General features: G+C 69.0%; 22 protein-coding genes. 9 read left to right on the top strand and 13 right to left on the bottom strand.

Translation table 11 applies throughout. The features are described 5' to 3' along the window. Positions 1-6 precede the first annotated feature (6 nt). The 3 genes from rpe (at position 7) to purH (ending at position 4,456) form a co-directional block, all read left to right on the top strand. Positions 7-678, top strand: a complete 672-nt coding sequence (gene rpe, locus BW41_RS14680; RefSeq protein ID WP_037535251.1) for a ribulose-phosphate 3-epimerase — start codon at positions 7-9, stop codon at positions 676-678. Next, positions 675-2,411, top strand: coding sequence for a heparinase II/III family protein (locus BW41_RS14675; RefSeq protein WP_037535250.1), 1,737 nt, complete (start codon positions 675-677; stop codon positions 2,409-2,411). Before rpe ends, BW41_RS14675 begins: the two co-directional genes overlap by 4 nt. Before the next feature lie 482 nt (positions 2,412-2,893). Next, complete coding sequence (gene purH / locus BW41_RS14665; protein ID WP_037535248.1) at positions 2,894-4,456, top strand: bifunctional phosphoribosylaminoimidazolecarboxamide formyltransferase/IMP cyclohydrolase; 1,563 nt, start codon at positions 2,894-2,896, stop codon at positions 4,454-4,456. Positions 4,457-4,917: 461 nt separating this feature from the next. Here the strand turns inward: purH and BW41_RS14660 are convergent, their stop codons facing one another. The 3 genes from BW41_RS14660 to BW41_RS14650 all read right to left on the bottom strand — a co-directional run bounded on the left by BW41_RS14660 (position 4,918) and on the right by BW41_RS14650 (position 10,715). Beyond that, complete coding sequence (locus tag BW41_RS14660; RefSeq protein ID WP_037535247.1) at positions 4,918-6,432, bottom strand: oligosaccharide flippase family protein; 1,515 nt, start codon at positions 6,430-6,432, stop codon at positions 4,918-4,920. A 133-nt stretch (positions 6,433-6,565) separates the two neighbouring features. Further along, the gene (polA, locus tag BW41_RS14655; protein ID WP_037535246.1) at positions 6,566-9,322 is read right to left on the bottom strand and encodes a DNA polymerase I; all 2,757 of its coding nucleotides are present in this window, start codon (positions 9,320-9,322) and stop codon (positions 6,566-6,568) included. Between the two features lie 319 nt (positions 9,323-9,641). After that, entirely contained in the window at positions 9,642-10,715 is a 1,074-nt protein-coding gene (locus BW41_RS14650; protein ID WP_037535245.1) for a serine hydrolase, read from the bottom strand. 211 nt (positions 10,716-10,926) lie between these two features. On the opposite strand from BW41_RS14650, the gene BW41_RS14645 reads away from it, so the two are divergent. Next, entirely contained in the window at positions 10,927-12,711 is a 1,785-nt protein-coding gene (locus tag BW41_RS14645) for a thiamine pyrophosphate-requiring protein (RefSeq protein ID WP_037535244.1), read from the top strand. Positions 12,712-12,892: 181 nt separating this feature from the next. Here the strand turns inward: BW41_RS14645 and nadB are convergent, their stop codons facing one another. Both nadB and BW41_RS14635 read right to left on the bottom strand, forming a co-directional pair. Continuing rightward, positions 12,893-14,485 (bottom strand): L-aspartate oxidase, encoded by a 1,593-nt coding sequence (gene nadB, locus BW41_RS14640; RefSeq protein WP_037535243.1) that lies wholly within the window; start codon positions 14,483-14,485, stop codon positions 12,893-12,895. After that, positions 14,482-15,405: an ABC transporter ATP-binding protein gene (locus BW41_RS14635; RefSeq protein ID WP_037535242.1), complete on the bottom strand. Its 924-nt coding sequence runs from the start codon at positions 15,403-15,405 to the stop codon at positions 14,482-14,484. Before BW41_RS14635 ends, nadB begins: the two co-directional genes overlap by 4 nt. 98 nt (positions 15,406-15,503) lie before the next feature. Here BW41_RS14635 and BW41_RS14630 point away from each other — a divergent pair, with 98 nt between their 5' ends. Both BW41_RS14630 and tldD read left to right on the top strand, forming a co-directional pair. Next, positions 15,504-15,737, top strand: a complete 234-nt coding sequence (locus BW41_RS14630) for a zinc-finger domain-containing protein (protein ID WP_037535241.1) — start codon at positions 15,504-15,506, stop codon at positions 15,735-15,737. An 18-nt stretch (positions 15,738-15,755) separates the two neighbouring features. Continuing rightward, a complete protein-coding gene (tldD, locus tag BW41_RS14625; protein ID WP_037535240.1) occupies positions 15,756-17,183 on the top strand; it encodes a metalloprotease TldD in 1,428 nt (475 codons plus the stop codon). On the opposite strand, the gene BW41_RS20660 is transcribed toward tldD, so the two are convergent. Beyond that, on the bottom strand, positions 17,180-17,425 hold the full coding sequence (locus BW41_RS20660; protein WP_081793113.1) for a CcdB family protein: 246 nt from the start codon (positions 17,423-17,425) through the stop codon (positions 17,180-17,182). The two genes, tldD and BW41_RS20660, sit on opposite strands and share 4 nt — an antisense overlap. Positions 17,426-17,475: 50 nt before the next feature. Then, complete coding sequence (locus BW41_RS20655) at positions 17,476-17,712, bottom strand: type II toxin-antitoxin system CcdA family antitoxin (RefSeq protein WP_081793112.1); 237 nt, start codon at positions 17,710-17,712, stop codon at positions 17,476-17,478. Between the two features lie 75 nt (positions 17,713-17,787). Between BW41_RS20655 and BW41_RS14620 the strand changes: the two genes are divergently transcribed. The 3 genes from BW41_RS14620 (at position 17,788) to BW41_RS14610 (ending at position 19,845) form a co-directional block, all read left to right on the top strand. Next, complete coding sequence (locus tag BW41_RS14620; protein ID WP_037535239.1) at positions 17,788-17,994, top strand: putative signal transducing protein; 207 nt, start codon at positions 17,788-17,790, stop codon at positions 17,992-17,994. 133 nt (positions 17,995-18,127) lie between these two features. Further along, positions 18,128-18,466 (top strand): P-II family nitrogen regulator, encoded by a 339-nt coding sequence (locus BW41_RS14615; protein ID WP_037535238.1) that lies wholly within the window; start codon positions 18,128-18,130, stop codon positions 18,464-18,466. An 11-nt stretch (positions 18,467-18,477) separates the two neighbouring features. Beyond that, on the top strand, positions 18,478-19,845 hold the full coding sequence (locus BW41_RS14610) for an ammonium transporter (protein ID WP_037535334.1): 1,368 nt from the start codon (positions 18,478-18,480) through the stop codon (positions 19,843-19,845). Positions 19,846-20,225: 380 nt separating this feature from the next. Here BW41_RS14610 and ribH read toward each other — a convergent pair whose 3' ends face one another. Genes ribH through BW41_RS14580 form a run of 6 tightly spaced genes read right to left on the bottom strand, consistent with a single transcriptional unit; the run spans position 20,226 to position 24,483 of the window. Continuing rightward, on the bottom strand, positions 20,226-20,645 hold the full coding sequence (ribH, locus tag BW41_RS14605) for a 6,7-dimethyl-8-ribityllumazine synthase (RefSeq protein ID WP_037535237.1): 420 nt from the start codon (positions 20,643-20,645) through the stop codon (positions 20,226-20,228). A gap of 1 nt (position 20,646) precedes the next feature. Continuing rightward, on the bottom strand, positions 20,647-21,786 hold the full coding sequence (gene ribB / locus BW41_RS14600; RefSeq protein WP_037535236.1) for a 3,4-dihydroxy-2-butanone-4-phosphate synthase: 1,140 nt from the start codon (positions 21,784-21,786) through the stop codon (positions 20,647-20,649). Next, positions 21,776-22,381: a riboflavin synthase gene (locus tag BW41_RS14595; protein ID WP_037535235.1), complete on the bottom strand. Its 606-nt coding sequence runs from the start codon at positions 22,379-22,381 to the stop codon at positions 21,776-21,778. Before BW41_RS14595 ends, ribB begins: the two co-directional genes overlap by 11 nt. Further along, on the bottom strand, positions 22,366-23,382 hold the full coding sequence (gene ribD / locus BW41_RS14590) for a bifunctional diaminohydroxyphosphoribosylaminopyrimidine deaminase/5-amino-6-(5-phosphoribosylamino)uracil reductase RibD (RefSeq protein ID WP_037535234.1): 1,017 nt from the start codon (positions 23,380-23,382) through the stop codon (positions 22,366-22,368). Before ribD ends, BW41_RS14595 begins: the two co-directional genes overlap by 16 nt. Positions 23,383-23,408: 26 nt before the next feature. Then, positions 23,409-23,756 carry a hypothetical protein gene (locus BW41_RS14585; protein ID WP_037535233.1) on the bottom strand — a complete coding sequence of 116 codons (348 nt, stop codon included), beginning with the start codon at positions 23,754-23,756 and terminating at the stop codon, positions 23,409-23,411. Positions 23,757-23,811: 55 nt separating this feature from the next. Beyond that, a complete protein-coding gene (locus BW41_RS14580) occupies positions 23,812-24,483 on the bottom strand; it encodes an energy transducer TonB (RefSeq protein WP_037535232.1) in 672 nt (223 codons plus the stop codon). Positions 24,484-24,510 lie beyond the last annotated feature (27 nt).

Genomic DNA, 24,510 nt, shown 5'->3' with positions numbered 1-24,510 from the left:
AAGGCCATGCAACCGGTCCGCATCGCCCCCTCGATCCTTTCCGCCGACTTCGCCAGACTGGGCGAGGAGGTGCGGGCGATCGACGCGGCGGGCGCGGACTGGATCCACATCGACGTGATGGACGGCCATTTCGTCCCCAATATCACGATCGGCCCGGCGGTGGTGAAGGCGCTGCGCCCGCACACCACCAAGCCGTTCGACGTCCATCTGATGATCTCGCCGGTCGACGCCTATCTCGACGCCTTCGCCGAGGCGGGGGCGGACGGGATGACCGTCCATCCCGAGGCGGGGCCGCACATCCACCGCACGATCCAGCATATCAAGGGGCTGGGCAAGCGCGCCGGGGTCGTGCTCAATCCCGGCACGCCGGCCAAGATGCTCGACTATCTCATCGACATGGTTGATCTGGTGCTGGTGATGAGCGTCAATCCGGGCTTCGGCGGGCAGACGTTCATCGATAGCCAGCTCAAGAAGATCGCCGCGATCCGCAAGATGATCGACCAGACCGGCCGTGCGATCGACCTGGAGGTCGACGGCGGCGTCGATCCCGCGCACGCCGCGCGCTGCATCGCCGCGGGCGCCGACGCGCTCGTCGCCGGCACCGCCGTCTTCCGCGGCGGGCCGGACCATTATGCCGCCAATATCGCCGCGCTGCGCGGCGTGCCGGCGGCGGGATGAACGAGATCGCGCCGATCGAACCGCCCCAGGACGGGGTGGAGGAGGGCAAGCGGCTGATGCGCGTCGGCGGCGACCGCGGGCTCAGCCTCGCCGAGCGCCTCGCCGAACGGCTGCACCGGCTGACCTGGCGCACGCCGATCCACGGCATGCGGCTGAAGGGCCGCTATCCGCTCAAGCTGATCGCGGTGCCCGACGATCCGGTGATCGGTGACGTCGGCCGCGGCCGCGCGCTGCTCGGCGGCGAGCTGAGCTTCCGCGGCGAGACGCATCCGATCGACACGCTCGCCTTCAAGCGCGGCGAATGGGGCCGGCCGTTCGCCGATTACGTCCACAGCTTCGCCTGGCTGCGCGACCTGTCGACGGTCGCGACGCGGGCGCAGGGTGCGCCGATCGCCGAGGCGCTGATGGCGCGCTGGCTGGGCGATTATGCCGAGCGCGTCGATGCGCTGGCGTGGCGGCCCGACCTGTGGGGCCGGCGCATGCTGTTCTGGACCGCGCATGCGCCGCTGATCCTGTCGTCGACCGATCTCGTCTACCGGTCGAGCGTGCTCAACACGCTGGCGCGCGGCGCGCGGCATCTCGACCGCGGTGCCGACAAGGCGCCCGCCGGCGCGCCGCGCATCGCCGCCTGGTGCGGCGTCGTCGCGGCGGGGCTGCTCATTCCCGGCGGCGATCCGCGCCGCAGCTTCGGCGAGGCGGGGCTGGCGCGCGCGCTGGCGAGCGGCCTCAGCGAGGATGGCGGGTCGGTGTCGCGCAGCCCGGCGATGCTGCTCGACACGATCATGCTGCTGGCGATGCTGCGCGAAACCTATGCGGCGCGGCGCGAGGAGATGCCGGCGGGCGTCACCGCGGCGCTGACCCGCGCGGTGCCGGCGCTGCTCGGCGTGATGCATGGCGACGGCATGGTGGCGAGCTGGCAGGGCGGTGGCCCGGCGACCCCCGATGCGCTCGCCGCGGTGATCGCCGCGAGCGGCGTGCGGACACGGCCGCTGCGCCAGGCGCGCGACTGGGGCTATCAGCGGCTCGCCGCCGGTGGCGCGGTGCTGATCGTCGACGCCGCGCCGCCGCCGGTCGCACGGCTGGTCGAGGGCGGCTGCGCCTCGACGCTGGCGTTCGAATTCTCCGACGGCGCGACGCGGCTGATCGTCAATTGCGGCGGCGCGCGCGCCGCGGTGCCGCAGCTGCCCGCCGCTTATGCCGAGGCGCTGCGCACCACCGCGGCGCATTCGACGCTGACCGTCGGCGATTCGAATTCGACCGCGATCCTCGCCGACGGCACGCTCGGCCGCGGCGTCGCCGAGGTCGAGCTGTCGCGCCAGGAATCGGATGTCGCCAGCCGGATCGAGGCGAGCCACGACGGCTATGTCCGCCGCTGGGGCTTCATCCACCGCCGCCAGCTGATGCTGACCGGCGACGGCAAGGAGCTGCGCGGCGAGGATGCGCTGCTGCCGCAGGGGCGCCGCCGCAAGCTCGGCGTGGTCCCCTTCGCGGTGCGCTTCCACCTCGGCGCGGAGGTCGAGGCCTCGCCCACCGCCGACGGGCTCGCCGCCCTGCTGCGCCTGCCCGGCGGCGCCCTGTGGCAGTTCCGCTGCCGCGGCGGCTCGCTGACCATCGAGGATTCGCTGTGGATCGACGGCGAGGGCCGGCCGATCGCCACCCAACAGCTGGTGGTGAGCGGCGAGGCGCCGGCGGGCGGCGCCAATGTGAGCTGGGCGCTGAAGCGGGCGATTTGAGGGGGGGCGCTGCGTGGGACCCCAGTAAAGTCTCCTTCGTCATGCCGGACTTGATCCGGCATCCACCGTTCCGCAGCGGTGTAAGTCGTTGATCTAGCGGTATTGTGGACCCCGGATCACGTCCGGGGTGACGGCTCGTTTCGGGGAGAGGCCGGAACGGTTGCAAAGGTCTTCCGAGAGCGGGGAGTGCTTTTTCTCGCAAGCCGGTGCCCTGCTTGGCCACTGGATTCCCACCCGCGCGGGCATACCGGTGCTGTTGGAAACCGTGCGGGCCGGTCAGGGCTTCCGGGCGGGTTTGAGGGTCAGGCTTCAAGCGAACCCGCGGCGCGGCGCAGACGCGCTCCCTCCCCACCGGCACCGGCGTGCCTTGCGTCACCGCCTGCCTCGCACCGGGACGCCGATCCGCGTCGCCAAGTGTCTGATCGCCCTGTTCCCGGCCGGCATCCCCGGCTAGGGGGACGCGCGACAGCCAAGGAGTCCCCATGTCGACGATCGCCATCCGCCGCGCCCTGCTCTCCGTCTCCGACAAGACCGGCATCGTCGATCTCGCGCGCACGCTCGCGGACAAGGGCGTCGAGCTGGTGTCGACCGGTGGCACCGCCAAGGCGCTGCGCGATGCCGGGCTGACGGTGCGCGACGTGTCGGACCTCACCGGCTTCCCCGAGATGATGGACGGCCGCGTCAAGACGCTCCACCCGATGGTGCACGGCGGCCTGCTCGCGGTGCGCGACGATGCCGACCATGCCAAGGCGATGCAGGAACACGGCATCGGCGCGATCGACCTCGTCGTCGGCAATCTCTACCCGTTCGAGGCGACCGTCGCGCGCGGTGCCGATCGCGACACGGTGATCGAGAATATCGACATCGGCGGCCCGTCGATGGTCCGCTCCGCCGCCAAGAACCACGCCTATGTCGCGATCGTCACCGATCCCGCCGATTATGCGAGCCTCGCCAGCGGCGAGACGACGCTCGACCAGCGTCGTGGATTCGCCGCCAAGGCGTTCGCCGCCACCGCCGCCTATGACGGCGCGATCGCGCGCTGGTTCGGCACGGTTGATCAGGGCGAGACCTTCCCGCCGGTATTGCCGCTGACGCTGAAGCGCGCCGCGTCCCTCCGCTATGGCGAGAATCCGCATCAGTCCGCCGCCTTCTATACCGCCAGTGACGGCGTGCGCGGCATCGGCCAGGCGCGGCAGGTGCAGGGTAAGGAGCTGAGCTACAACAACCTCAACGACGCCGACGCCGCGCTCGAGCTGGTCGCCGAATTCCGCGACGCCGCGCCGACCTGCGTCATCGTCAAACATGCCAATCCCTGCGGCGTCGCCACCGCCGACAGCCTCGAACAGGCCTATGCCGAGGCCTTCGCCTGCGACACGGTGTCGGCATTCGGCGGCATCATCGCGGTCAACCGCCCGCTCGACGGCGCGACCGCGCGGGCGATCGCCGGCATCTTCACCGAAGTGGTGGTCGCGCCCGATGCCGACGAGGAGGCGCTCGCCGCCTTCGCCGCCAAGAAGAACCTGCGCCTGCTGCTCACCGGCGAGCTGCCCGATCCCCACCGCGCCGGCCTATTCGCCAAGGCGATCGCCGGCGGATGGCTTGTGCAGGATCGCGACGCGGGCGTGCCGGGCGATCTCCAGGTCGTGACCAAGCGCCAGCCGAGCGCGCAGGAGCTCGCCGACTGCCGCTTCGCCTGGACGGTGGCCAAGCACGTCAAGTCGAACGCGATCGTCTATGCGAAGGATGGCGCGACCGCCGGCGTCGGCGCGGGCCAGATGAACCGACTCGAATCGGCGCGCATCGCCGCGTGGAAGGCGAAGGACGCCGCCGACAAGGCCGGCTGGGCGAGCCCGCGCACGATCGGTTCGGCGGTGGCGTCGGATGCCTTTTTCCCCTTCGCGGACGGTCTGCTCGCCGCGGTCGAGGCGGGGGCGACGGCGGTGATCCAGCCGGGCGGCTCGATCCGCGACGAGGAGGTGATCGCCGCCGCCGACGCCGCGGGGCTGGCGATGGTCTTCACCGGCATGCGCCACTTCCGCCACTGATCGCGGGCGCGCCGCCGGCGGTGGCGCGATAGTCCAAGCCAAAGCCATATCCCCGCGCAGGCGGGGATCCAGTGGCCAAGCAGGGCGACGGTCTGCGGCACGAAGAACACTGGGCTCCCGCCTGTGCGGGAGCACGAATATGGCTCTGCAGACATCTTACCGGCCGAGGACTGGTCTTGGCCGTGCGCCCGCATGAGCCACGCCGCTTCCGCAAGCAACTCTCCGCGCCTCCGCGCCTCCGCGTGAACCAACGTCGTCGGCTTCATTCGCAGAAGGACGAAGGGTCACGCGAAGACGCGAAGGCGCGAAGACCAGAGTTCACGCGGAGGCGCGGAGGCGCGGAGAAGGTGTTCGGGGGATGCCGTCTCTACCCTCAAATTCAGAGAGAGCAGGGCCCCGCATCCACGCCCTCTTCGCGGCTTTGCGGCTTCGCCGCTTCGCGGGAAACGCCCGGCAGCCGCTCAGCGGACCGGCGATCCGACATTGGGCAGCGTGGCCTCCTCCGCTTTCGGCATCTTGCCGAACAGCGCGCGGTCGGCGGGGCCGAACGCCCAGCGCCACAGCACGAACAGATAGGTCGCCGCGATCGCCGGCTCGCCGCCAATCAGTTCGAGCCATTCGAAGCGCGGCGGCAGCGCGGTGAACAGGCCGCCGACCGCCGCGGCGGCGAGGATCGCGGCGAGCAGCGGCCAGCGCCACGGCGAGACCGGTGCGGCGAGGATCCGTCCGAGCAGCCCCGCCTTGACCACCGAAGTCAGCGCGACGCTGATCATCAGCGCCACCGCCGGCCCCGCCGCCTGCCACATCGTCGGCCAGCCGAGCCGTCGCATGCCGACGATCAGCGCGAAGCTGAGCGTGATCTGCACCGCGAGCATGACGATCGAGATCATCAGGTTGCGGTGCCGCGCCGTGTAGACCAGCGCCGATTCGCACACCGCCCCGGTCGAGGCGAGCACCTCGGCGGCGAGCAGGAAGCCGAGCGCCGCACTGCCCGCGACGAACTGCGGCCCGACCACGCCCATCACCGCGCCCGCCGGGATCGAACCCATCAGCGCGAGGCCCGCCTGCGCCGCCATGATCCAGAACGCCACCTGCCGCACCTGCTGCGCGATTGCGGCGCGGTCGTCGATCGCGAGGCTGCGCGTGATGACCGGGCCGAGGATCGGGTCGAAGCTGGTCTTGAGCTTCTGCGGCAGGCTCGCGACCTGCTGCGCCATGTAATAGATGCCGACGATCTTCGGTTCGAACATCACGCCGAGGATGAAGCGATCGACGTTGCGGCTGCCCCATTCGAGCGCATCGGCGCCGGCGAGCGGCGCATTGGCGCGGGCGAGCGCGAACAATTGCCCCGGATGCGGCGACCAGCCGCGCGGCAGGCCGTAGCTGCGCAGGAAGGGCACGAAGCTGGCGATCAGCGCCGCGGTCATCGACGCGACATAGGAGAGCACCAGCCCGTCCTTGATCGTGAAGAAGGAGAAGACCCAGGCGGCGATCGAGATCGTCCACGGCTCGACCACCGCGCGCGCGGTCACCGCCGCCTTGACGTCATGGCGATAGGCGAGCGCCGACAAACTGACGTCGGACCAGGCCACCGCGACGATGATGCACGGCAGGAACCGGTCGAGCCCGGTCACCTGCGTATTGGCGTACATCACCTCCGGAAAGGCGATCAGCACCGCGCTCGCCGCGATCGACAGGATGAAGGCGAGCGCCAGCGCATCCCAGACGACGCAGACGTGCGGCTGATCCGAAGAGGACAGCGCCTGCGCCAGCCCGCGCTTGAGCCCGAGCGTCGCAACCAGCGCGGCGAGCTCGACCACCACCACGGCGAGCGCGAAGCGGCCGACGAGGTCCGGCCCGTACAGTCGCCCGGCGATGAACAGGAACGGGATGCGCGCGGCCAGCCGCAGCACGAAGCCGGCGATATTGGTGCGCCCCCCCTTGGCGAGGGCGTCGATGTCCTTGGATTGCGTCACGGGCGGGCGATCACGGGCGCGCCGCATCCACCCTCACCCTGCGCCGCCTGCGGTGTCGTCTCCCGCTCGCATCGGGACAGGGACGGAGGCGCACAGCGCCGGAAGGGGGAGGGCAGGAGGGAAACGCCGGCGATCAATGCGCCGCCCCCCAGCTCGCACCCGTGCCGATCTCGATCCCGAGCGGCACCGACAGCGTCACCGCCGGTGCGGCGGCTTCCGCCATCACCCGTTCGATCACCGGCTTCGCCGCCGCGACGTCGCCCTCGGGCAGTTCGAAGACGAGTTCGTCGTGCACCTGCAACAGCATCTGCACGTCGGGCAGCCCCGCGGCGAGCAGCGCGGGTTCCATGCGGACCATCGCGCGCTTGATGATGTCGGCGCTGGTCCCCTGGATCGGCGCGTTGATCGCCGCGCGCTCGGCGCCCTGTCGTTCGTGCTGCACCTTGCTGCGGATGCGCGGGAAATGCGTCTTGCGCCCGAACAGGGTGGTGGTGAAGCCGCGCTCGCGCACGCTCTGCGTCGTCTCGGCGATATAGGTGTTGATGCCCGGGAAGCGCTCGAAATAGCGGTCGATCATCGCCTGCGCCTCTTCGGCGGAGACGTCGAGCCGCCCGGCGAGGCCCCAGCGGCTGATGCCGTAGAGGATCGCGAAGTTGATCGTCTTGGCCCGCCCGCGCGTATCGCGGTTGACCTCGCCGAACAGCTCCATCGCGGTCAGGCTGTGGATGTCGTCGCCGTTGGCGAAGGCGTCGCGCAGCGCCGGCACGTCGGCCATATGCGCCGCCAGCCGGAGCTCGATCTGCGAATAGTCGGCGGCGAGGATGACGTTGCCCGGCTCGGCGACGAAGGCGTCGCGGATCTGCCGCCCGACCTCGGTGCGGATCGGGATGTTCTGCAGGTTGGGCTCGGTCGACGACAGGCGGCCGGTCTGCGCGCCGGTCAGCGAGTAACTGGTGTGGACGCGGCCGGTGCGCGGATTGATCTGCGCCTGCAACGCATCGGTATAGGTGTTCTTGAGCTTGGTGAGCTGTCGCCAGTCGAGCACCCGCGCGGCAATCTCGGCACCGGGCGAATCCTTGTCGGCGGCGATCCGTTCGAGTTCGGTGACGTCGGTCGAATAGACGCCGGACTTGCCCTTGCGGCCGCCCTTGATGCCCATCTTCTCGAACAGGACGTCGCCCAATTGCTTGGGGCTGCCGATCGTGAACGGCGCGCCGGCGAGGCCGTGGATCACCGTTTCGAGCCCGGCGATCTGCTCGCTGAACCCGGCGGACAGGGCGGACAGGCGCTCGCGATCGACCTTGATCCCGCGCATTTCCATCCGCGCGACCACCGGCACCAGCGGCCGGTCGACCATCTCATAGACGCGCGTCGCCTCTTCGGCGGGCAGCCGCGCCTTGAAGCGCTTCCACAGCCGATAGGTGACGTCGGCATCCTCGGCGGCGTAGCGGGTGGCGGCCTTGAGATCGACCTCGTGGAAGCCGCGCTGCGTCTTGCCGGTGCCGACCACGTCCTTGAAGGCGATGCAGCTGTGCGACAGATGAGTTGCGGCGAGTTCGTCCATGCCGTGGCCGTGCAGCCCGGCGTCGAGGTCGAAGCTCATCACGATCGTATCGTCATGCGGCGCGACGGCGATGCCGTGCAGGCCGAGCACGATCATGTCGAACTTGAGATTGTGCCCGATCTTGAGCACCGAGGCGTCCTCGCAGAGGATCTTGAGCCGGGCGAGCGCCTCGCCCTGATCGATCTGCGGCGGCGTCTCGCCGAACAGGTCGCTGCCGCCATGGCCGAGCGGGATGTAGCAGGCCTTGTTGGCGCCGAGCGCGAGGCTGACGCCGACCAGATCGACGCGGGTCGCATCGGTGCCGGTCGTCTCGGTGTCGATCGCCACCCAGCCCTGATGCTGCGCCTGCGCGATCCAGCGGTCGAGCGTCTCGACGTCGACCACCGTCTCATAGGCGTCGTGCTCGCACGGCGGGTCGGCCTCATAGGGGACCGCGACGGGCGCGGCGAAGGGTGCGTCGGCGACCTGGCCCAGTTTGGCGAGCAAGGTGCGGAAGCCGTGATGTTCCAGGAAGGCGCGCAGCGGCGCGTCAGGGATGCCCTTGAGCTCGAGATCCTCGAGCGGTTCGGGCAGGGCGACGTCGCAGCGCAGCGACACGAGTTCGCGGCTGAGCCGCGCCATGCCGGCATGTTCGATCAGATTGTCGCGCAGCTTGCCCTTCTTCATCCCCTCCGCGGCGGCGAGGACGGATTCGAGATCGCCATGTTCGAGGATCAGCTTGGCTGCGGTCTTCGGGCCGACGCCGGGCACGCCGGGGACGTTGTCGACGCTGTCGCCCATCAGCGCGAGCACGTCGCCCAATTGCGTCGGCGCGATGCCGAAGAACTTCTCGGCGACATGCTCCGCGCCGAGCCGCCGGTTGTTCATCGTGTCGTACAGGTCGAGCCCCGGCTCGATCAGCTGCATCAGGTCCTTGTCGGAACTGACGATGGTCACCGACCAGCCCTGCGCCAGCGCCGCCTTGGCATAGCAGGCGATGATGTCGTCCGCCTCCAGACCCTCGGTCTCGATGCACGGCAGCGAGAAGGCGCGGGTCGCGTCGCGGATCATCGGGAATTGCGGCACGAGATCTTCGGGCGGCGGCGGCCGGTGCGCCTTGTACTGATCGTACAGGTCGTTGCGGAAGGTCTTCGACGATTTGTCGAGGATCACCGCCATATGCGTCGGCCCTTCCGCCGCATGCAGCTCGTCGGCGAGCTTCCACAGCATCGCGGTATAGCCATAGACGGCACCGACCGGTTCGCCATGCTTGTTGGTGAGCGGCGGCAGGCGATGATAGGCGCGGAAGATATAGCCCGAGCCGTCGACGAGATAGAGATGGGGCATCCTTGCAGCACTTAGCCGATCGGCCGGGCGGCACCAACCTCTGCGTGGGGCGGCGGCAGGCTTTGGCGGAGTGTGGCTTTCAGGTGACTATGGCGAGCGGCGGTTTGGCGAACCGCGGCCGTCGCCTCACAGAATACCTGTGGATGACGGCGCTCGATACGAGACAGTCGGGGAGCGGGACGCTCCCCTCCCATTCGTCATCCTTGCGCAGGCCGGGATGACGAGGTGGCGGGGGCGAGGGTGGCGGTGGCGGAGGTGGCGACCGACGGAAGCGTGACGAGAAGGAGGGTCGGGCGGGACGCCGTGCCCTATGCCCGCTTCACCCCGTCGGGCCACCCCCATACATCGCCACCGCCGCGGCGACCGACTGGATCAGCCGCTGGCGTTCCTGGATCGGGCGGCGGGAATCGCCGATCATCACCGCGATCGCATAGCGACGGCCGTCGGGCGCGGTGAGCAGGCCGACGTCGTTGAAGCCGGCGTTGCGGCCGCCGAGATCCTGCCCGGTGCCGGTCTTGTGCGCGATCTGCCAGCCGGCGGGCAGCGCCGCGCGCAGCCGGGCACGGCCGGTGACCGAGGCCGCCATCGTATCGAGCAGGATGCGCGTCGAGGTCTCGCTGAACAGCTCGCCGCGCGCGAGCCGCGACAGCGCGTCGGCGATGGCGAGCGGTGCGGCGCCGTCGGGCGGATCGTTGACATAGGCGTCGAGCGCGGCGGCGCGCGCCTCGGGTGACAGGCGCGAGCGCGCCGCCTCGAAGCCGCCGCCGACCGCCATCGCCTGATTCCAGGTCAGGCCCGCGGTCCGCGACTGGAGCAGCCGCTCGCCGGGACCGAAGCGGATGTCGCCGAGCCGCTTGCGCTCGATCATCGCGCGCACCGCGGCGGGGCCGCCGACATAGGTGAGCAGCCGGTCGTTGGCGGTGTTGTCGCTATGCGTCAGCGCGCGGGTGAGCAGCTCGCCGACCGTGGTGTGATAGCCGTCGCCCTTGACCAGCATCGCGATCGGCTGGTGGAACAGCGTCAGATCCTCGGGCCGGACGACGACGGGATCGTCGAGCCGTGCCTTGCCCTGGTCGCGCAGGTCCATCAGCGTCATCGCGACCCACAATTTGCTCACCGACTGCTGCGGCAGGCGGGTGCGCGCGCCCGGCGAGGTCACCGTCCAGCCGCCGTCGACCGCGCGGATCGCGATGCCGAACTTGCCGTCGAAATCGCGCGCCAGCGCGTCGATCGCGCTGGTCAGCTGCGCAGGGGCGACGCGGCGCGGCGCGGGCGCGGCGGAGGGGATCGGGATCGACACCGCGAGCGCCGGCGTCTCGCTCGGCGCGGGGCCGCTGCCGATCGGGCGCGAGGTCGAGCCGCAGCCGGCGAGCGCCGCGCAACTGGCGATCATCAGGATCGATCGGGCCGGACGGCCATACGCTGTCATACTGGAGATTTGGGCCTCAACTGGCTGGATCGCTATCCTTATCCCAGCACCGGAGCGACGAAACAACGATCGATGCCGGCTGCGACGAACCGCGGCACCGGTACGGCGAAATGCGAGGCACCATTGCGCCCGTCCACCCGTTGACGCCGACGACACCCCCAACAGGACGATGTTCATGGCGACGATGACCAGCGACTTTTTCGTGGAAAGGCTGAAGGCGTGGGGGGTGACGCGCATCTACGGCTATTCGGGCGACGGCATCAACGGCGTGCTCGGGGCGCTGCAGCGGGCGGATCAGGCCGGGGAAGGCATCGAGTTCATCCAGGTCCGCCATGAGGAGATGGCGGCATTCATGGCGAGCGCGCATGCCAAGTTCACCGGCGAGCTCGGCGTCTGCCTGGCGACCGGCGGGCCGGGCGCGACGCATCTGCTCACCGGTCTCTACGACGCCAAGCTCGACCATGCGCCGGTGCTGGCGATCGCCGGCCAGGCGGAGACGACGGTGCGCGGCGGCAGCTATCAGCAGGAGCTCAACCTCGACCGCATCTTCGCCGACGTCGCCGATTACGTTCAGGAGGCGACCGCGCCGGCGCAGGTGCGCCACGTCACCGACCGGTCGATCCGCATCGCGGTGGCGAACAACGGCGTCGGCGTGATCGTGCTGCCCAAGGACGTGCAGGACGAGCCCTATCAGGCGCCCAAGGTCTCGCACGGCTTCACCCGCTCGGGCGTCGGCTACAGCCGGCCGCTGGTCGTGCCGCAGCCGCGCGATCTCGCCCGTGCCGCCGAGCTGCTCAACGCGGGCGAGAAGGTCGCGATCCTGATCGGCGCGGGCGCGCGCGACGGCGCCGAGGCGGTGGTGCGCGTCGCCGATCTGCTCGGGGCGGGCGTCGCCAAGGCGCTGCTCGGCAAGGACGTGCTGTCCGACGAACTGCCCTTCGTCACCGGCGCGATCGGGCTGCTCGGCACCAAGCCGTCATGGGACATGATGCAGGGCGCCGATACGCTGCTGATGATCGGCACCGGCTTCCCCTGGGCCGAGTTCCTGCCGCCCGACGGCAAGGTGCGCGCGGTGCAGATCGACATCGACGCCGGCATGCTCGGGCTGCGCTACCCGACCGAGGTCAATCTGCACGGCGGCGCGCGCGAGACGCTGGAGGCGCTGATCCCGCTGCTCCAGCGCAAGGCGGACCGCGGCTGGCGCGAGCAGATCGAGGCCGGCGTCGCCGACTGGTGGCAGACGCTGGAGGCGCGCGCGATGGCCGAGGCCAAACCGGTCAACCCGCAGCGTGTCGTCTGGGAAATGTCGCCGCAGCTTCCCGCCGACGCGATCGTCACCTCGGACAGTGGATCGTGCTGCAACTGGTATGCGCGCGACTTCAAGCTCAAACAGGGGCAGCGCGCGTCGCTGTCCGGCGGGCTCGCCTCGATGGGGGCGGCGGTGCCCTATGCGATCGCGGCGAAGTTCGCGCATCCGGAGCGGCCGGTGGTGGCGCTGGTCGGCGACGGCGCGATGCAGATGAACAATCTCGCCGAGATGATCACCGTGCAGAAATACTGGCAGCGCTGGGCCGATCCGCGCTTCGTCGTCTGCGTGTTCAACAACCAGGATCTCAACGAGGTGACGTGGGAGCAGCGCGTGATGGAGGGCAATCCGCGCTTCCCGACGACGCAGGACCTGCCCGACGTGCCCTATGCGCGGTTCGCCGAGCTGATCGGGCTGAAAGGCATTTACGTCGACCGGCCGGAGGATCTCGCGCCCGCCTGGGCGGCGGCGCTCGCTTCCGACCGGCCGGTGGTCCTCGAGGTGAAGACCGATCCCGAAGTCGCGCCGCTGCCGCCGCATCTGACGCTTGCCGAGGCTAAGGCGTTAATGGGCGCGATGGCGAAGGGCGACCGCGGCGCGGGCCGGGTGATCGCCGAAACCGCGCGGCAGTTGTTCAAAGAGGTGACGGGGTAGGGGAGGCTCGCCATAGCGCTCGGCATCCCGCAATCATTCGTCATCCTCGCCACCTACTGTGATCCCCGCGCAGGCGGGGATCCAAACGCGCAGGTTCAGGCAAGAGTCGAAGCGTCAGCGTATATGAATCCCCGCCTGCGCGGGGATGACATCAGAGATCAACGCGGCGGCCAAACCGTTTTCACGGCACCAGCACCGTATCCACCGCCTCGGCCAGCGTCTCGGGATAATCCAGCGTATAATGCAGCCCGCGGCTTTCGTGCCGGTGCAGCGCCGAACGGACGATCAGCTCGGCGGTCTGCAACAAATTGCGCAACTCGATCAGGTCGGGGGTGACGCGGAAATGGCCGTAATAATCGGCCACTTCCTCGGTCAGCATCTGGATACGGTGCTGCGCGCGCTCGAGCCGCTTGGTGGTGCGGACGATGCCGACGTAATTCCACATGAAGCGGCGGATCTCGGTCCAGTTCTGCTTGATCACCACCTCCTCGTCGGAATCGGTGACGCGGCTCTCGTCCCACGGCCGGATCACCGGCACCGGCGGCAGCGTGTCCCAATGCGCGGCGATATGGCCGGCGCAGGCCTCGCCGAACACGAAACATTCGAGCAGGCTGTTCGAGGCGAGACGGTTGGCGCCGTGCAGCCCGCTTTCAGTGCACTCGCCCGCCGCGTAGAGGCCCGGCAGGTCGGTGCGCCCGTCGCGGTCGATGATGATGCCGCCGCAGGTATAATGCTGCGCCGGCACCACCGGAATCGGCTGCGTCGTCATGTCGATGCCGAGGCCGAGCAGCTTGTCGTAGATGTTGGGAAAATGGCCGCGGATGAAGTCGGCGGGCTGATGGCTGATGTCGAGGTGGACATAGTCGAGGCCGTAGCGCTTGATCTCGGCGTCGATCGCCCGCGCCACGACGTCGCGCGGCGCCAGCTCCATCCGCTCGGCGTCGTAATAGGACATGAAGCGCTTGCCGGTGGTCGGGTTGATCAGCCGCCCGCCCTCGCCGCGCACCGCCTCGGTGATCAGGAAGTTCTTGACCTCGAGGTGGTAGAGGCAGGTCGGGTGGAACTGCATCATCTCCATGTTGGAGACGCGCGCGCCCGCCCGCCACGCCATCGCGATGCCGTCGCCGGTCGCGCCGCGCGGCGCGGTCGAGAAGAGATAGGTGCGCCCCGCGCCGCCGGTGGCGAGGATCGTCGCCCTCGCGGTGTAGAGGTTGACCCGGCCGGTGCCGCGATCGACCGCATAGACGCCCCAGACGTTGCCCGCGCCCGAATAGCGCTGCTCGTGCCGGCTGGTGGCGAGGTCGATCGCGACCTGATCGGGGACGAGCGTGATGTTGGGATGCGCCTCGGCGGCGCGCTGCAACGCCTCCTGCACCGCCCAGCCGGTCGCGTCGGCGACATGGACGATGCGGCGATGGCTGTGCCCGCCCTCGCGGGTGAGGTGGAGCGCATTCCCTTCGGTCGCGAACGGCACGCCGAGCCGGGTCAGCCGCTCGATCGCGGCGGGCGCGCCCTCGACCACGCATTCGACGATGTCGCGGTCGTTGAGGCCGGCGCCGGCGACCATCGTATCCTCGACATGATGCTCGAACGTGTCGCCGGGTTCGAGCACCGCGGCGATCCCGCCCTGCGCCCAGGCGGTCGACCCCTCGTTGAGCGCGCCCTTGGCGAGGACGGTGACGCGGAACCGCTCGGCGAGATTGAGCGCCGCGGTCAGCCCCGCCGCGCCCGAACCGACGATGAGGACGTCGGACTGTCGCGCGGCGTCGCTCACGCGTTGGTCGCGCGGGTCAGGCTGAGGAACACGTCCTCGAGATCGGGCTCCTTGGTCGAGACGTCGACGATGCCATAGCCGTCGCGCTGTACCGCGGCGAGCACCTCGCCGGCGTTGACCCGGTCCTTGGCATAGGTGATCTCGAGCGTGCGCGTGCCCTTGAGGACGATCTTGCCGAAGCAGCCGTTGTCGGGGAGCGCCGCGACATCGCGGTCGACCGTCACCGCCACCACCTTTTCCTGTGCCTTGCCGACCAGCTCGCGCGTCGGTTCGTTGGCGATCAGCCGGCCGTGGTTGATGATCGCGATCCGGTCGCACAATTCCTCGGCCTCTTCGAGATAATGCGTCGTCAGCACCACCGTCACGCCGGCGTCGTTGAGCTGGCGGACGTAGGCCCAGAGCTGCTGGCGCAATTCGATGTCGACGCCCGCGGTCGGCTCGTCGAGCACCAGCACCGGCGGCGAATGGACCATCGCCTTGGCGACCATCAGCCGCCGCTTCATGCCGCCCGACAGCGTGCGCGCATAGGCATTGGCCTTGTCTTCCAGATGCACCGCGCGCAGCAGGTCGAGGCTGCGCCGCGCCGCCTTGGGAACGCCGTACAGCCCGGCCTGGATCTCCAGCGTCTCGATCGGCGTGAAGAAGGGGTCGAACAGGATCTCCTGATTGACGATGCCGATCGACGCCTTGGCGTTGCGCGGATGCGCGTCGATGTCGAATCCCCAGATCTCGGCGCTGCCGTCCGTCTTGTTGACAAGGCCGGCGAGGATGTTGATCAGCGTCGACTTGCCCGCGCCATTGGGCCCGAGCAGGCCGAAGATCGTGCCCCGCGGGACGTCGAAGCTGACCCCGTCGAGCGCGCGCTTGCCGCCCTGATAGGTCTTGCAGAGGTTCTGGATGCGGATCGCGGCCTCGGTCATGCGCGAGGGGCATAGGCCGCCCGCAGAAACACGCAACACAATCCTCCGCGCGCGGGAAGGATTGAAGGGCGCCCTCCGTCTTGCTATCCGGCGCGACCATGATCCCGCCGCCCGAAACCATCCGCGTCTCGCAACGCCGTGTCGCCTGCGACGGCGCTACCGACATTCCCGGCGGTGCCGCGCTGGGGCATCCGCGCGTCTTCCTGCAGATCGACGAGGAAGGCTATGTCGACTGCGGCTATTGCGACCGGCGCTTCGTGCTGATCGGCGGCCCGGCGGATGGCGCCGACCAGTCGAAATTGCCCGATCATCCGGATGGCGCCAGCGTTTAGGCGCCCTATATCGGGGGCATGACAGTAGCCGCCGATCCCCGCTCGTTCCTCTATCGCGACCAGCTCTCGCCCGACGCCGCGCTTCGCCTCACCGCGGACGCGCTCGGTCGCGCCGATGACGGCGAGCTGTTCCTGCAATATCGCAAGGCCGAGGCGTTCGGCTTCGACGACGGCCGGCTGAAGACGGCGAGCTACGACACCAACGCCGGCTTCGGCCTGCGCGCGGTGTCGGGTGAGATGACCGCCTTCGCCCATGCCAACGAGCTGTCCGAGGCGGCGATCCGCCGCGCCGGCGAGACGATGGCGCTGATCGACCCGACGACCAGCGCCAAGGCGCCGCCGCCGCAGGGCAACAACCGTCATCTCTATACCGATGCCGACCCGCTCGACCTGGTGCCCTTCGCCGACAAGGTGAACCTGTGCCAGACGATCGACGCCGCCGCGCGGGCGCGCGATCCGCGGGTCGCGCAGGTCTCGGTCGGCCTGTCGGGGACGTGGAGCGTGGTCGAGATCGTCCGCCCCGACGGCTTCGTCGCCACCGACGTGCGGCCGCTGGTGCGGCTCAACATCCAGATCGTCGTCGAGCAGAACGGGCGTCGCGAGACCGGCACCTATGGCACCGGCGGCCGCTACCTCTACGATCGGCTGTTTGACCCGGCGGTGTGGAACCGCGGCATCGACGAGGCGCTGGCGCACGCCCTCGTCAACCTCGATTCGGTCGCGGCGCCGGCGGGCGAGATGACCGTGCTGCTCGGGCCGGGCTGGCCGGGCATCGTGCTGCACGAAGCGATCGGCCACGGTCTGGAGGGCGACTTCAACCGCAAGGGTACGAGTGCCTTCTCCGGCCGGATCGGCGAGCGCGTCGCCGCCCCCGGCGTGACGGTGGTCGACGACGGCTCGATCGCCGACCGGCGCGGGTCGCTGTCGATTGACGACGAGGGCACGCCGACGTCGGAGACCGTGCTGATCGAGGACGGCATCCTCAAAGGCTATATGCAGGACCGGCTCAACGCGCGGCTGATGGGCGTCGCGCCGACCGGCAACGGCCGCCGCGAAAGCTTCGCGCACGCGCCGATGCCGCGGATGACCAACACCTTCATGAAGGGCGGCACCGACGATCCCGCCGAACTGCTGTCGCGGGTGAAGAGCGGCATCTTTGCCAAGAGCTTCGGCGGCGGGCAGGTCGACATCGTCTCGGGCAAGTTCGTCTTCTCGTGCACCGAGGCCTATCGAATCGAGAACGGCCGGATCGGCGCGCCAATCAAGGGCGCGACGCTGATCGGCGACGGCCCGACCGTGCTGACCAAGGTCGCCGGCATCGGCAACGACTTCGCGCTCGACGAGGGCATCGGCGTCTGCGGCAAGGGCGGGCAGAGCGTGCCGGCGGGCGTCGGGCAGCCGACGCTGCTGATCGACGGGCTGACGGTGGGCGGGACGGCGACCTAGACGCCGCTGATGACCATGTCGCTCGCGTCTTTGATCGCGATATCACGGTTGCTGAGCGATGTTATGGCCTTCTGCAGCAAACGGGACGGCACCGCGGTCGTCAACTGTGGCGCAAGCATGAGCACTTCATTGCGAAATTGAAATGCCGGGTGCATCCGTGAGCGGTCGACTGGCATTCGATCTTCCCGAAGGAGTGGGGCGACTAACGTTATCGGATAACCGAACAGTAGATCGGATTGCAGGCTGACGACCGTCGCCCGTCAGGGAGGGTGTAGACGTCGTATTGCATCGCTTACCAGCAGCGATATCTTTCAAGCGGCAGGCCGTTTATTTCAATCCACCGGTTCCAGGCTGCGATCGTATCCCGATTTTCCTCTTGCCACCGTCGTTCGAGCTCAGTCTTCAAGGCCGCACGTAAGACCTCGATATCGTCATTCGGCGAAATACCGAAGCGCGCAGCCTCTGCGCGGATTTCTCTGGCGCTCATGTCGCGCGTGCTCTTTGCAGACAATTCGAGCGTCTGGGCCATAATGGAACGATAAGGTCGCCCCCGCCCCCGGGTCAACGCGCCGCTGCCAAGTCGGCCAACGAGAAGGAGAAGTCGATGAGCCTCGTCGAACTGGGTCGTTACGATCGTAACCTTGCCAACATCATCGTCGGGCGACTCGATGCCGAAGGGATCGACGCGATCGCCTTTGACGGCGGGGCGAGCATCGCCGATGGCAGCTATCTCCTCATTCCCGTGCGGGTGATGGTGGATGGGGACGATCTGACGGCCGCGCAGACGATCGTCGATGCTGCCCAAATTTGAGGCAGATGTTCGCAGCTGCACAATAATCTGTCGCGATAGGCTGCTCCGACAAACATAAATCGTTTGGAAAGCAACGATCATGGAAATGGCATGATCGTTGCGATGCCTGCTTCGGACAATCGAGGGGGCAGGGATGAAGCTGATCATTGCGATCATCAAACCGTTCAAGCTCGACGAGGTGAGGGAAGCGCTCACCTCGTTGGGGGTCGCGGGGATGACGGTGACCGAGGTCAAGGGGTTCGGCCGGCAGAAGGGCCAGACTGAAATCTACCGCGGTGCCGAATACAGCACCAACATGGTGCCCAAGATCAAGATCGAGGTGGTCTGCGCGGCCGACCTCGCCGACCGGGTGGTCGAGGCGGTGCAGGCTTCGGCGAACACCGGCGCGATCGGCGACGGCAAGATCTTCGTGCTCGACGTCGGTCAGGCGGTGCGCATCCGCACCGGCGAAACCGACGATTCGGCGCTGTGAGGGGGATGGAGATGAAACACGCTGTGAAGATCGCCGGCGCCGCGGGGCTGACCGCCCTTGCGTTCGCCGCACTGCCCGCCTGGGCGCAGGATGCCGCGCTGCAGGCCCCCGCCGCCGCCAAGACCGCGGCGACCGTCAACAAGGGCGATACCGCCTGGATGATGACCTCGACGGTCCTCGTCATGATGATGATCCTGCCCGGCCTCGCGCTGTTCTACGGCGGCCTCACCCGCGCCAAGAACATGCTGTCGACGATGACGCAGATCGGCGCGGTCGCCTGCCTCGCGATGCTGTTGTGGGTGATGTACGGCTACACCCTCGCCTTCGGTCCGGATCTGGCGGGCGGCGGCTTTCTCACCAACTTCATCGGCAGCTTCGACAAGGCGTTCCTGAGCGGCGTTACCTCGGCGTCGCAGGCGGCGACGTTCACCGCCGGTGTCGAGATCCCCGAATATGTCTTCATCTGCTTCCAGATGACCTTCGCCGCGATCACCGTCGCGCTGGTGCTGGGATCGGTGGTCGAGCGGATGAAGTTTTCCGCGGTGATGGTGTTCGGCGCGGTGTGGCTGACGATCGTCTATTTTCCGATCGCACACATGGTCTGGGCGTCGTCGGGCGTGTTCTTCAAGCTGGGCGCGCTCGATTTCGCCGGCGGAACGGTGGTGCACATCAACGCCGGCGTCTCGGCGCTGGTCGCGTCGATCATGCTCGGCAAGCGGATGGGCTATCCGACCACGCCGATGCCACCGCATTCGCTGACCCTGACCGGCGTCGGCACCGGCCTGCTGTGGGTCGGCTGGTTCGGCTTCAACGCCGGCTCGGCGCTGGAAGCCAATGGCTCGGCGGCGCTGGCGATGCTCAACACCTTCGTCGCCACCGCATCGGGCGGCCTGTTCTGGATGCTGGTCGAGCGCGCCCGCGGCCACAAGGGTTCGGCGCTGGGCTTTTGCTCGGGCATCATCGCCGGCCTCGTCGCGGTGACGCCGGCGGCGGGCAATTCGGGGCCGTTCGGCGCGATCGTGCTCGGCGCGGTCGCCTCGGTGGTCTGCTTCTTCGCGGTGTCGGTGCTCAAGCCGCGGCTCGGCTATGACGATGCGCTCGATGCCTTCGGCGTCCATGGCGTCGGCGGCATGATCGGCGCGATCGGCACCGGCATCGTCTATGCGCCGTCGCTCGGCGGACCCGGCGCGGCGGATTATGCGATGGGCGCCAAGCTGCTCGTCCAGATCGAGGCGGTGGTGACCACCGTGATCTGGGCGTCGATCGGCACGGTGATCGCGATCCTGATCGCCAAGGCGGTGACCGGGCTGCGCGTCGCTCCCGAAGTCGAGCAGGAAGGCCTCGACCTCGGCGAGCATGGCGAACGCGCCTATAATTGATCCTATCGGGCGCGGGGGCCGCAGACCTCCGCTCCCCACGACGTTCCTCCTGCGGACGACCCTGACCCGGTGCGGCGACGTACCGGGTCTTTTTTGTGGCGCTCGCGCGGAGGCGCGGAGGACGCGGAGGGGTTCGGGCTATGGCAAGGCTTGAGCCGGCCGGCGACGTGGGGCGAAATGTGCTTCGACAGGCTCAGCACGAACGGATGGGGCGGGGGAGATCGCTCGCCAGTGAGCTGCAAGCGGAAGGGGTTCGCCTCCCGCTCTCCCTCCCGTTAGCCCTGAGCTTGTCGAAGGGCGGGCATCCGCATCTCGCCCGCCGGCGAAAGAGACCCTCGCGGCAGGCGTACCCGTTCGCGCCTCTGCGTGACCCTAAGCGATCACCCCAGCCGGTCGCGCAGCGCCAGCATCGTCAGCGCCGCCTGCGCCGCGCCTGCGCCCTTGTCGAGCTGGGCGGGGTCGGCGCGGACGATCGCCTGCGCCTCGGTCTCGGTGGTGAGGATGCCGTTGCCGATCGCCAGTCCGTCGAGCGTCAGCGCCATGATGCCGCGCGCGCTTTCGTTGGAGACGATCTCGAAATGATAGGTCTCGCCGCGGATCACGACGCCGAGCGCGACGAAGGCGTCGAACCGGTCGGTGTCGGAGGCGAGCGCGATCGCGCCCGGCACTTCGAGCGCGCCGGGGACCGTCACCGTCTCGTGACTATGCCCTGCCGCCTCGATCGCCGCACGCGCGCCGGCGAGCAGCATGTCGTTGAGATGATCGTAGAAGCGCGCTTCGACGATGAGGATATGCGCCATGTCAGTCGTCCGATTCGATGGCACGTTCGCCGACGATCGACAGGCCGTAGCCGTCGAGCCCGATGAGCGTGTGGTGGGTGTTGGTGAGCAGCACCATCTCTTCGACGCCGAGCTCGGTCAGGATCATCGCGCCGACGCCATAGTCGCGCAATTCCTCCATGTCCGCAGCCGGCAGCGTGCCGGCGCGCGCCTGGAGCGCGACGGTGAACTGGTCGGCGCGCGGGCGGTTGATGACGACGATCACGCCGGCGCCTTCCTCCGCAATGATCTCCATCGACCGGCGCAGCAGCCCGGCGCGGCCGCCGCCCTCGCCGAAGATGTCGGCAAAGGGCGAGAGCGCATGCATCCGCACGAGGGTCGGCTTGGCGGGATCGACCCTGCCCTTGACCAGCGCGATCTGTTCGGTGCCCGTCGCCTTGTTCCAGAAGGTGAGTGCGGTCCATTCGCCGCCCCATTCGCTGGTGAACCGCGCCTCGGCGCGCTTCTCGACGAGATGGTCGTAGCGGCGGCGATAGGCGATCAGGTCGCGGATCGTGCCGATCTTGAGGTTGTGGAATTGCGCGAAGGTGACGAGGTCGTCCAACCGCGCCATCGTCCCGTCCTCGTTCATGATCTCGCAGATCACGCCCGAGGGGTTGAGGCCGGCGAGCCGCGACACGTCGACCGCCGCCTCGGTATGGCCGGTGCGCACCAGCACGCCGCCGTCGCGCGCGACCAGTGGGAAGACGTGGCCGGGGGTGACGATCTCGTCGCGGCTCTTCGACGAATCGATCGCCACGGCGATGGTGCGGGCGCGGTCGGCGGCGGAGATGCCGGTCGTCACGCCGTCGCGCGCCTCGATCGAGGTGGTGAAGGCGGTCTCGTAGCGCGTGCCGTTATTGCGGCTCATCAGCGTCAGGCCGAGTTCGTCGACGCGCTGCTTGGTCAGCGCGAGGCAGATCAGGCCGCGGCCGTGCTTGGCCATGAAGTTGATCTTCTCGGGCGTCGCCATCTGTGCCGGCACGACGAGGTCGCCCTCGTTCTCGCGATCCTCGTCGTCGACGAGGATGAACATGCGGCCGTTGCGCGCCTCGTCGATGATCTCCTCGGGCGACGACAGGAACGCGTGGCGAAGGCGTCCGAGTTCGGCTTTAGCGGCCACGATAATGCTCCATGCGTTGCAGATAGCGGGCGAGCACGTCGATCTCGATATTGACCGCCTGCCCCTCGGCAAGGCCGCCGAGCGTGGTGACCGCCTGCGTATGCGGAATGATATTGACCCAGAATCGCGTCGTCGCGCCGTCATCCTCGACGCCGTTGACGGTGAGCGAGACGCCGTCGATCGTGATCGAACCCTTGGTGGCGACGAAGGGGGCGAGCGCCGCGGGCAGAGCGAAGACGACGCGGTGCGAATCGCCCTCGGGCGTGATCGCGATCGTATCGGCGATGCCGTCGACATGGCCGGTGACGATATGCCCGCCGAGTTCGTCGCCGAGCTTCATCGCGCGTTCGAGGTTGAGGCGGCGGCCCTGCGTCCACTGGTCGCGGGCGGTGCGGGCGATCGTCTCGCCCGACACCTGGACCGCGAACCAGCCGGGGCCTGTGTCGATCACGGTCAGGCACACGCCTGAACAGGCGATCGACGCGCCGAGATCGATCCCGGCGGTGTCATAGGCGGTGGCGATGCGGATGCGCGTATCGCCGCGCGCCTCGACCGCTTCGATGGTGCCGATGTCGGAGACTATGCCGGTGAACATGGGGTGCGCTCGTAGACCTCGAGACGGTCGGTGCCAAGGTCGCGCGCATCGAGCAGCCGCCAGCGCCCGTGCGCCGCGGCGAGATCCCCGAGGCCGAAGTCGCCGATCGCCGCCTTGCCCGCGCCGATCAGGATCGGCGCGCGATAGAGCAGCAGCCGGTCGACGAGGTCGGCGCGCAGGAAGGCGGCGGCGGTCGCCGCACCGCCCTCGACGAAGACATGGTCGGCGGGGAGGGTGGCGATACCCGCGGGCGAGTCGATCCACAGCGGGTCGCGCGCCCCCTGTGGGTCATTCCCTCTCCCAATGAGAGAGGAAGGGAGCGCCGCAGACGCGGAAGGGGGAGGGCGGGTCGACAGGACCGCCCGCATCGGGCTGCGATCGGACAGCCCCGGCAGCCGCACGTCGAGGCGCGGCGCGTCCGCCTCCCACGTTCCGCGGCCCACGAGGATCGCATCGTGGCGGCTGCGTTCGAGGTGGACGTGCGCGCGCGCCGCCGCGCCGGTGATCCAGCGGCTGCTGCCGTCGGGCAGGGCGATTTGTCCGTCGAGGGAGGTGGCGAGCTTGAGCGTCACCGACGGGCGCGACCGTTCGCGGCGGGTGAGAAAGCCGACCATGCTCCGCCGTGCCGCGTCGCCGGCGACATCGGTGACGACGGTAATGCCGGCGGCGCGCAGCCGGGCGATGCCGCTGCCGTCGGTCCGCGGATCGGGGTCGCGCAGGGCAATCACGACGCGCGCCACCCCGGCGGCGATCAGCAGGTCGGCACAGGCGGGACCGCGCGGCGAGACATGCGCGCAGGGTTCGAGCGTGACATAGGCGCAACCGCCGCGCGCCGCCGGCCCCGCCGCGGCGAGCGCCATCGCCTCGGCATGCGGACGGCCGCCGGGCTGCGTCCAGCCGCGCCCGACGACGCGCCCGGCCGCGACGAGGACGCAGCCGACATTGGGGTTGGGCGCGGTGCGCCCGCGCGTCCGCTCGGCCAGCGCGAGCGCCGCCGCCATCCAGCGCCGGTCGTCCGATGTGGCGGTTACAGCCCCCACTTGGTCATCGCGTCGTCGACCGACTTGAACTGGCTGCGCAATTTTTCCTCGCGCGCCTTTTGCGCGGCGATTCTCTTGTCCTGATCGACCTTGTCGAGCGCCTGCTGCGCCTTGATCTGCGCGTCGGTGCGGTTGGCAGCGTAATTCTTGAAGTAGATGATGTTGGGCTGATAGGGCTCGGGCGGGATATCGTTGCGCATGAAGGCGTAGACGAAGAAGCCGGTGATCGCCATCGCCGCCACCAGGAACCCCAGGTCGCGCGGTTCGCGCTGCGACAGGAAGAAGCGCAGGTCGCGAAAGGCGTGGAGCGGCGAGAAGCGGCGAAAGAACTGCATGGCGGGAAGATAGGAAACGCGTCGCCGCGAAGCCAGCCCTTCCCGCCGTCGTGCCTCAGTCGGCATCCTCCATGCGGAAGGTCAGCGTCAGCGATCGCCACGCCTCGACCGGCACGCCGCCGCGCGTCGCCGGGGTGAAGCGCCACGCCCGCGTCGCCCGCTCCATCGTCGCCTGCCAGAAGGCGTCGCTGGTCGCGTTGACCCGCTCGATCTGCTTGACCCGGCCGTCGGTGCCGACCAGCACGCGTACCGTCACCCGGCCGTCGTGATTGGCGCGGCGTTCGGCGGCGGGATAGACCGGCTGGAACTGCGCGGCATAGCGCGGATCGATCTGCGGACCGACCAGCGGCGGCAGCGGCGGCGCGGGATCGGCGGCGGGCGTGGCGGGGCCGGGGTCGGTGCCGATGAGCGGGCCGGCGACCGGCGGCGATTCGGTGGTGCTGGTGGTGAAGGTGGCTTCGGTCGGCACGGTGATCGGCGGGATCGGCGCAACGATCCGTTCCACCGGCGCCCGGGCGGCCGGCGCGGGCGGCTGTGGCAGCGGTGGTTCGGGCGGCGGCGGATCGATCGGGATATTGTCGGTGATCAGGACATGTTCAGGCCCATTGGGCAGGATCTTGGGTCCGGCGAACATCAGCGCGGCGACGAGCGCCACGTTGATCGCCACGGCGGCGGTAAGGCCGCCGGGATTGAAGCGGGTCGGGCGGGCGTAGCGATCAGCGTACATGGTCCGTCTCCTCTGGTGCGACTCGAA

The organism is Sphingomonas sp. RIT328 (assembly GCF_000632225.1).
GTDB lineage: Bacteria > Pseudomonadota > Alphaproteobacteria > Sphingomonadales > Sphingomonadaceae > Sphingomonas > Sphingomonas kyungheensis.
Note: the sequence above shows the minus strand (reverse complement) of the source record. Positions and strands in the feature narration are given on the sequence as shown.

Excerpts from the sequence above, each read along its gene's own strand:
- BW41_RS14630 (WP_037535241.1), top strand. The coding sequence starts at position 15,504 with ATGATCCCGCCGCCCGAAACCATCCGCGTCTCGCAACGCCGTGTCGCC.
- BW41_RS14675 (WP_037535250.1), top strand. The coding sequence starts at position 675 with ATGAACGAGATCGCGCCGATCGAACCGCCCCAGGACGGGGTGGAGGAG.
- BW41_RS14595 (WP_037535235.1), bottom strand. The coding sequence starts at position 22,381 with ATGTTCACCGGCATAGTCTCCGACATCGGCACCATCGAAGCGGTCGAG.
- BW41_RS14650 (WP_037535245.1), bottom strand. The coding sequence starts at position 10,715 with ATGATCGCCAGTTGCGCGGCGCTCGCCGGCTGCGGCTCGACCTCGCGC.
- ribD (WP_037535234.1), bottom strand. The coding sequence starts at position 23,382 with ATGGCGGCGGCGCTCGCGCTGGCCGAGCGGACGCGCGGGCGCACCGCG.
- BW41_RS14635 (WP_037535242.1), bottom strand. The coding sequence starts at position 15,405 with ATGACCGAGGCCGCGATCCGCATCCAGAACCTCTGCAAGACCTATCAG.
- ribH (WP_037535237.1), bottom strand. The coding sequence starts at position 20,645 with ATGGCGCATATCCTCATCGTCGAAGCGCGCTTCTACGATCATCTCAAC.
- BW41_RS14580 (WP_037535232.1), bottom strand. The coding sequence starts at position 24,483 with ATGTACGCTGATCGCTACGCCCGCCCGACCCGCTTCAATCCCGGCGGC.
- BW41_RS14620 (WP_037535239.1), top strand. The coding sequence starts at position 17,788 with ATGAGCCTCGTCGAACTGGGTCGTTACGATCGTAACCTTGCCAACATC.
- purH (WP_037535248.1), top strand. The coding sequence starts at position 2,894 with ATGTCGACGATCGCCATCCGCCGCGCCCTGCTCTCCGTCTCCGACAAG.
- tldD (WP_037535240.1), top strand. The coding sequence starts at position 15,756 with ATGACAGTAGCCGCCGATCCCCGCTCGTTCCTCTATCGCGACCAGCTC.
- rpe (WP_037535251.1), top strand. The coding sequence starts at position 7 with ATGCAACCGGTCCGCATCGCCCCCTCGATCCTTTCCGCCGACTTCGCC.
- BW41_RS14645 (WP_037535244.1), top strand. The coding sequence starts at position 10,927 with ATGGCGACGATGACCAGCGACTTTTTCGTGGAAAGGCTGAAGGCGTGG.
- BW41_RS14585 (WP_037535233.1), bottom strand. The coding sequence starts at position 23,756 with ATGCAGTTCTTTCGCCGCTTCTCGCCGCTCCACGCCTTTCGCGACCTG.
- polA (WP_037535246.1), bottom strand. The coding sequence starts at position 9,322 with ATGCCCCATCTCTATCTCGTCGACGGCTCGGGCTATATCTTCCGCGCC.
- BW41_RS20655 (WP_081793112.1), bottom strand. The coding sequence starts at position 17,712 with ATGGCCCAGACGCTCGAATTGTCTGCAAAGAGCACGCGCGACATGAGC.
- BW41_RS14610 (WP_037535334.1), top strand. The coding sequence starts at position 18,478 with ATGAAACACGCTGTGAAGATCGCCGGCGCCGCGGGGCTGACCGCCCTT.
- BW41_RS14615 (WP_037535238.1), top strand. The coding sequence starts at position 18,128 with ATGAAGCTGATCATTGCGATCATCAAACCGTTCAAGCTCGACGAGGTG.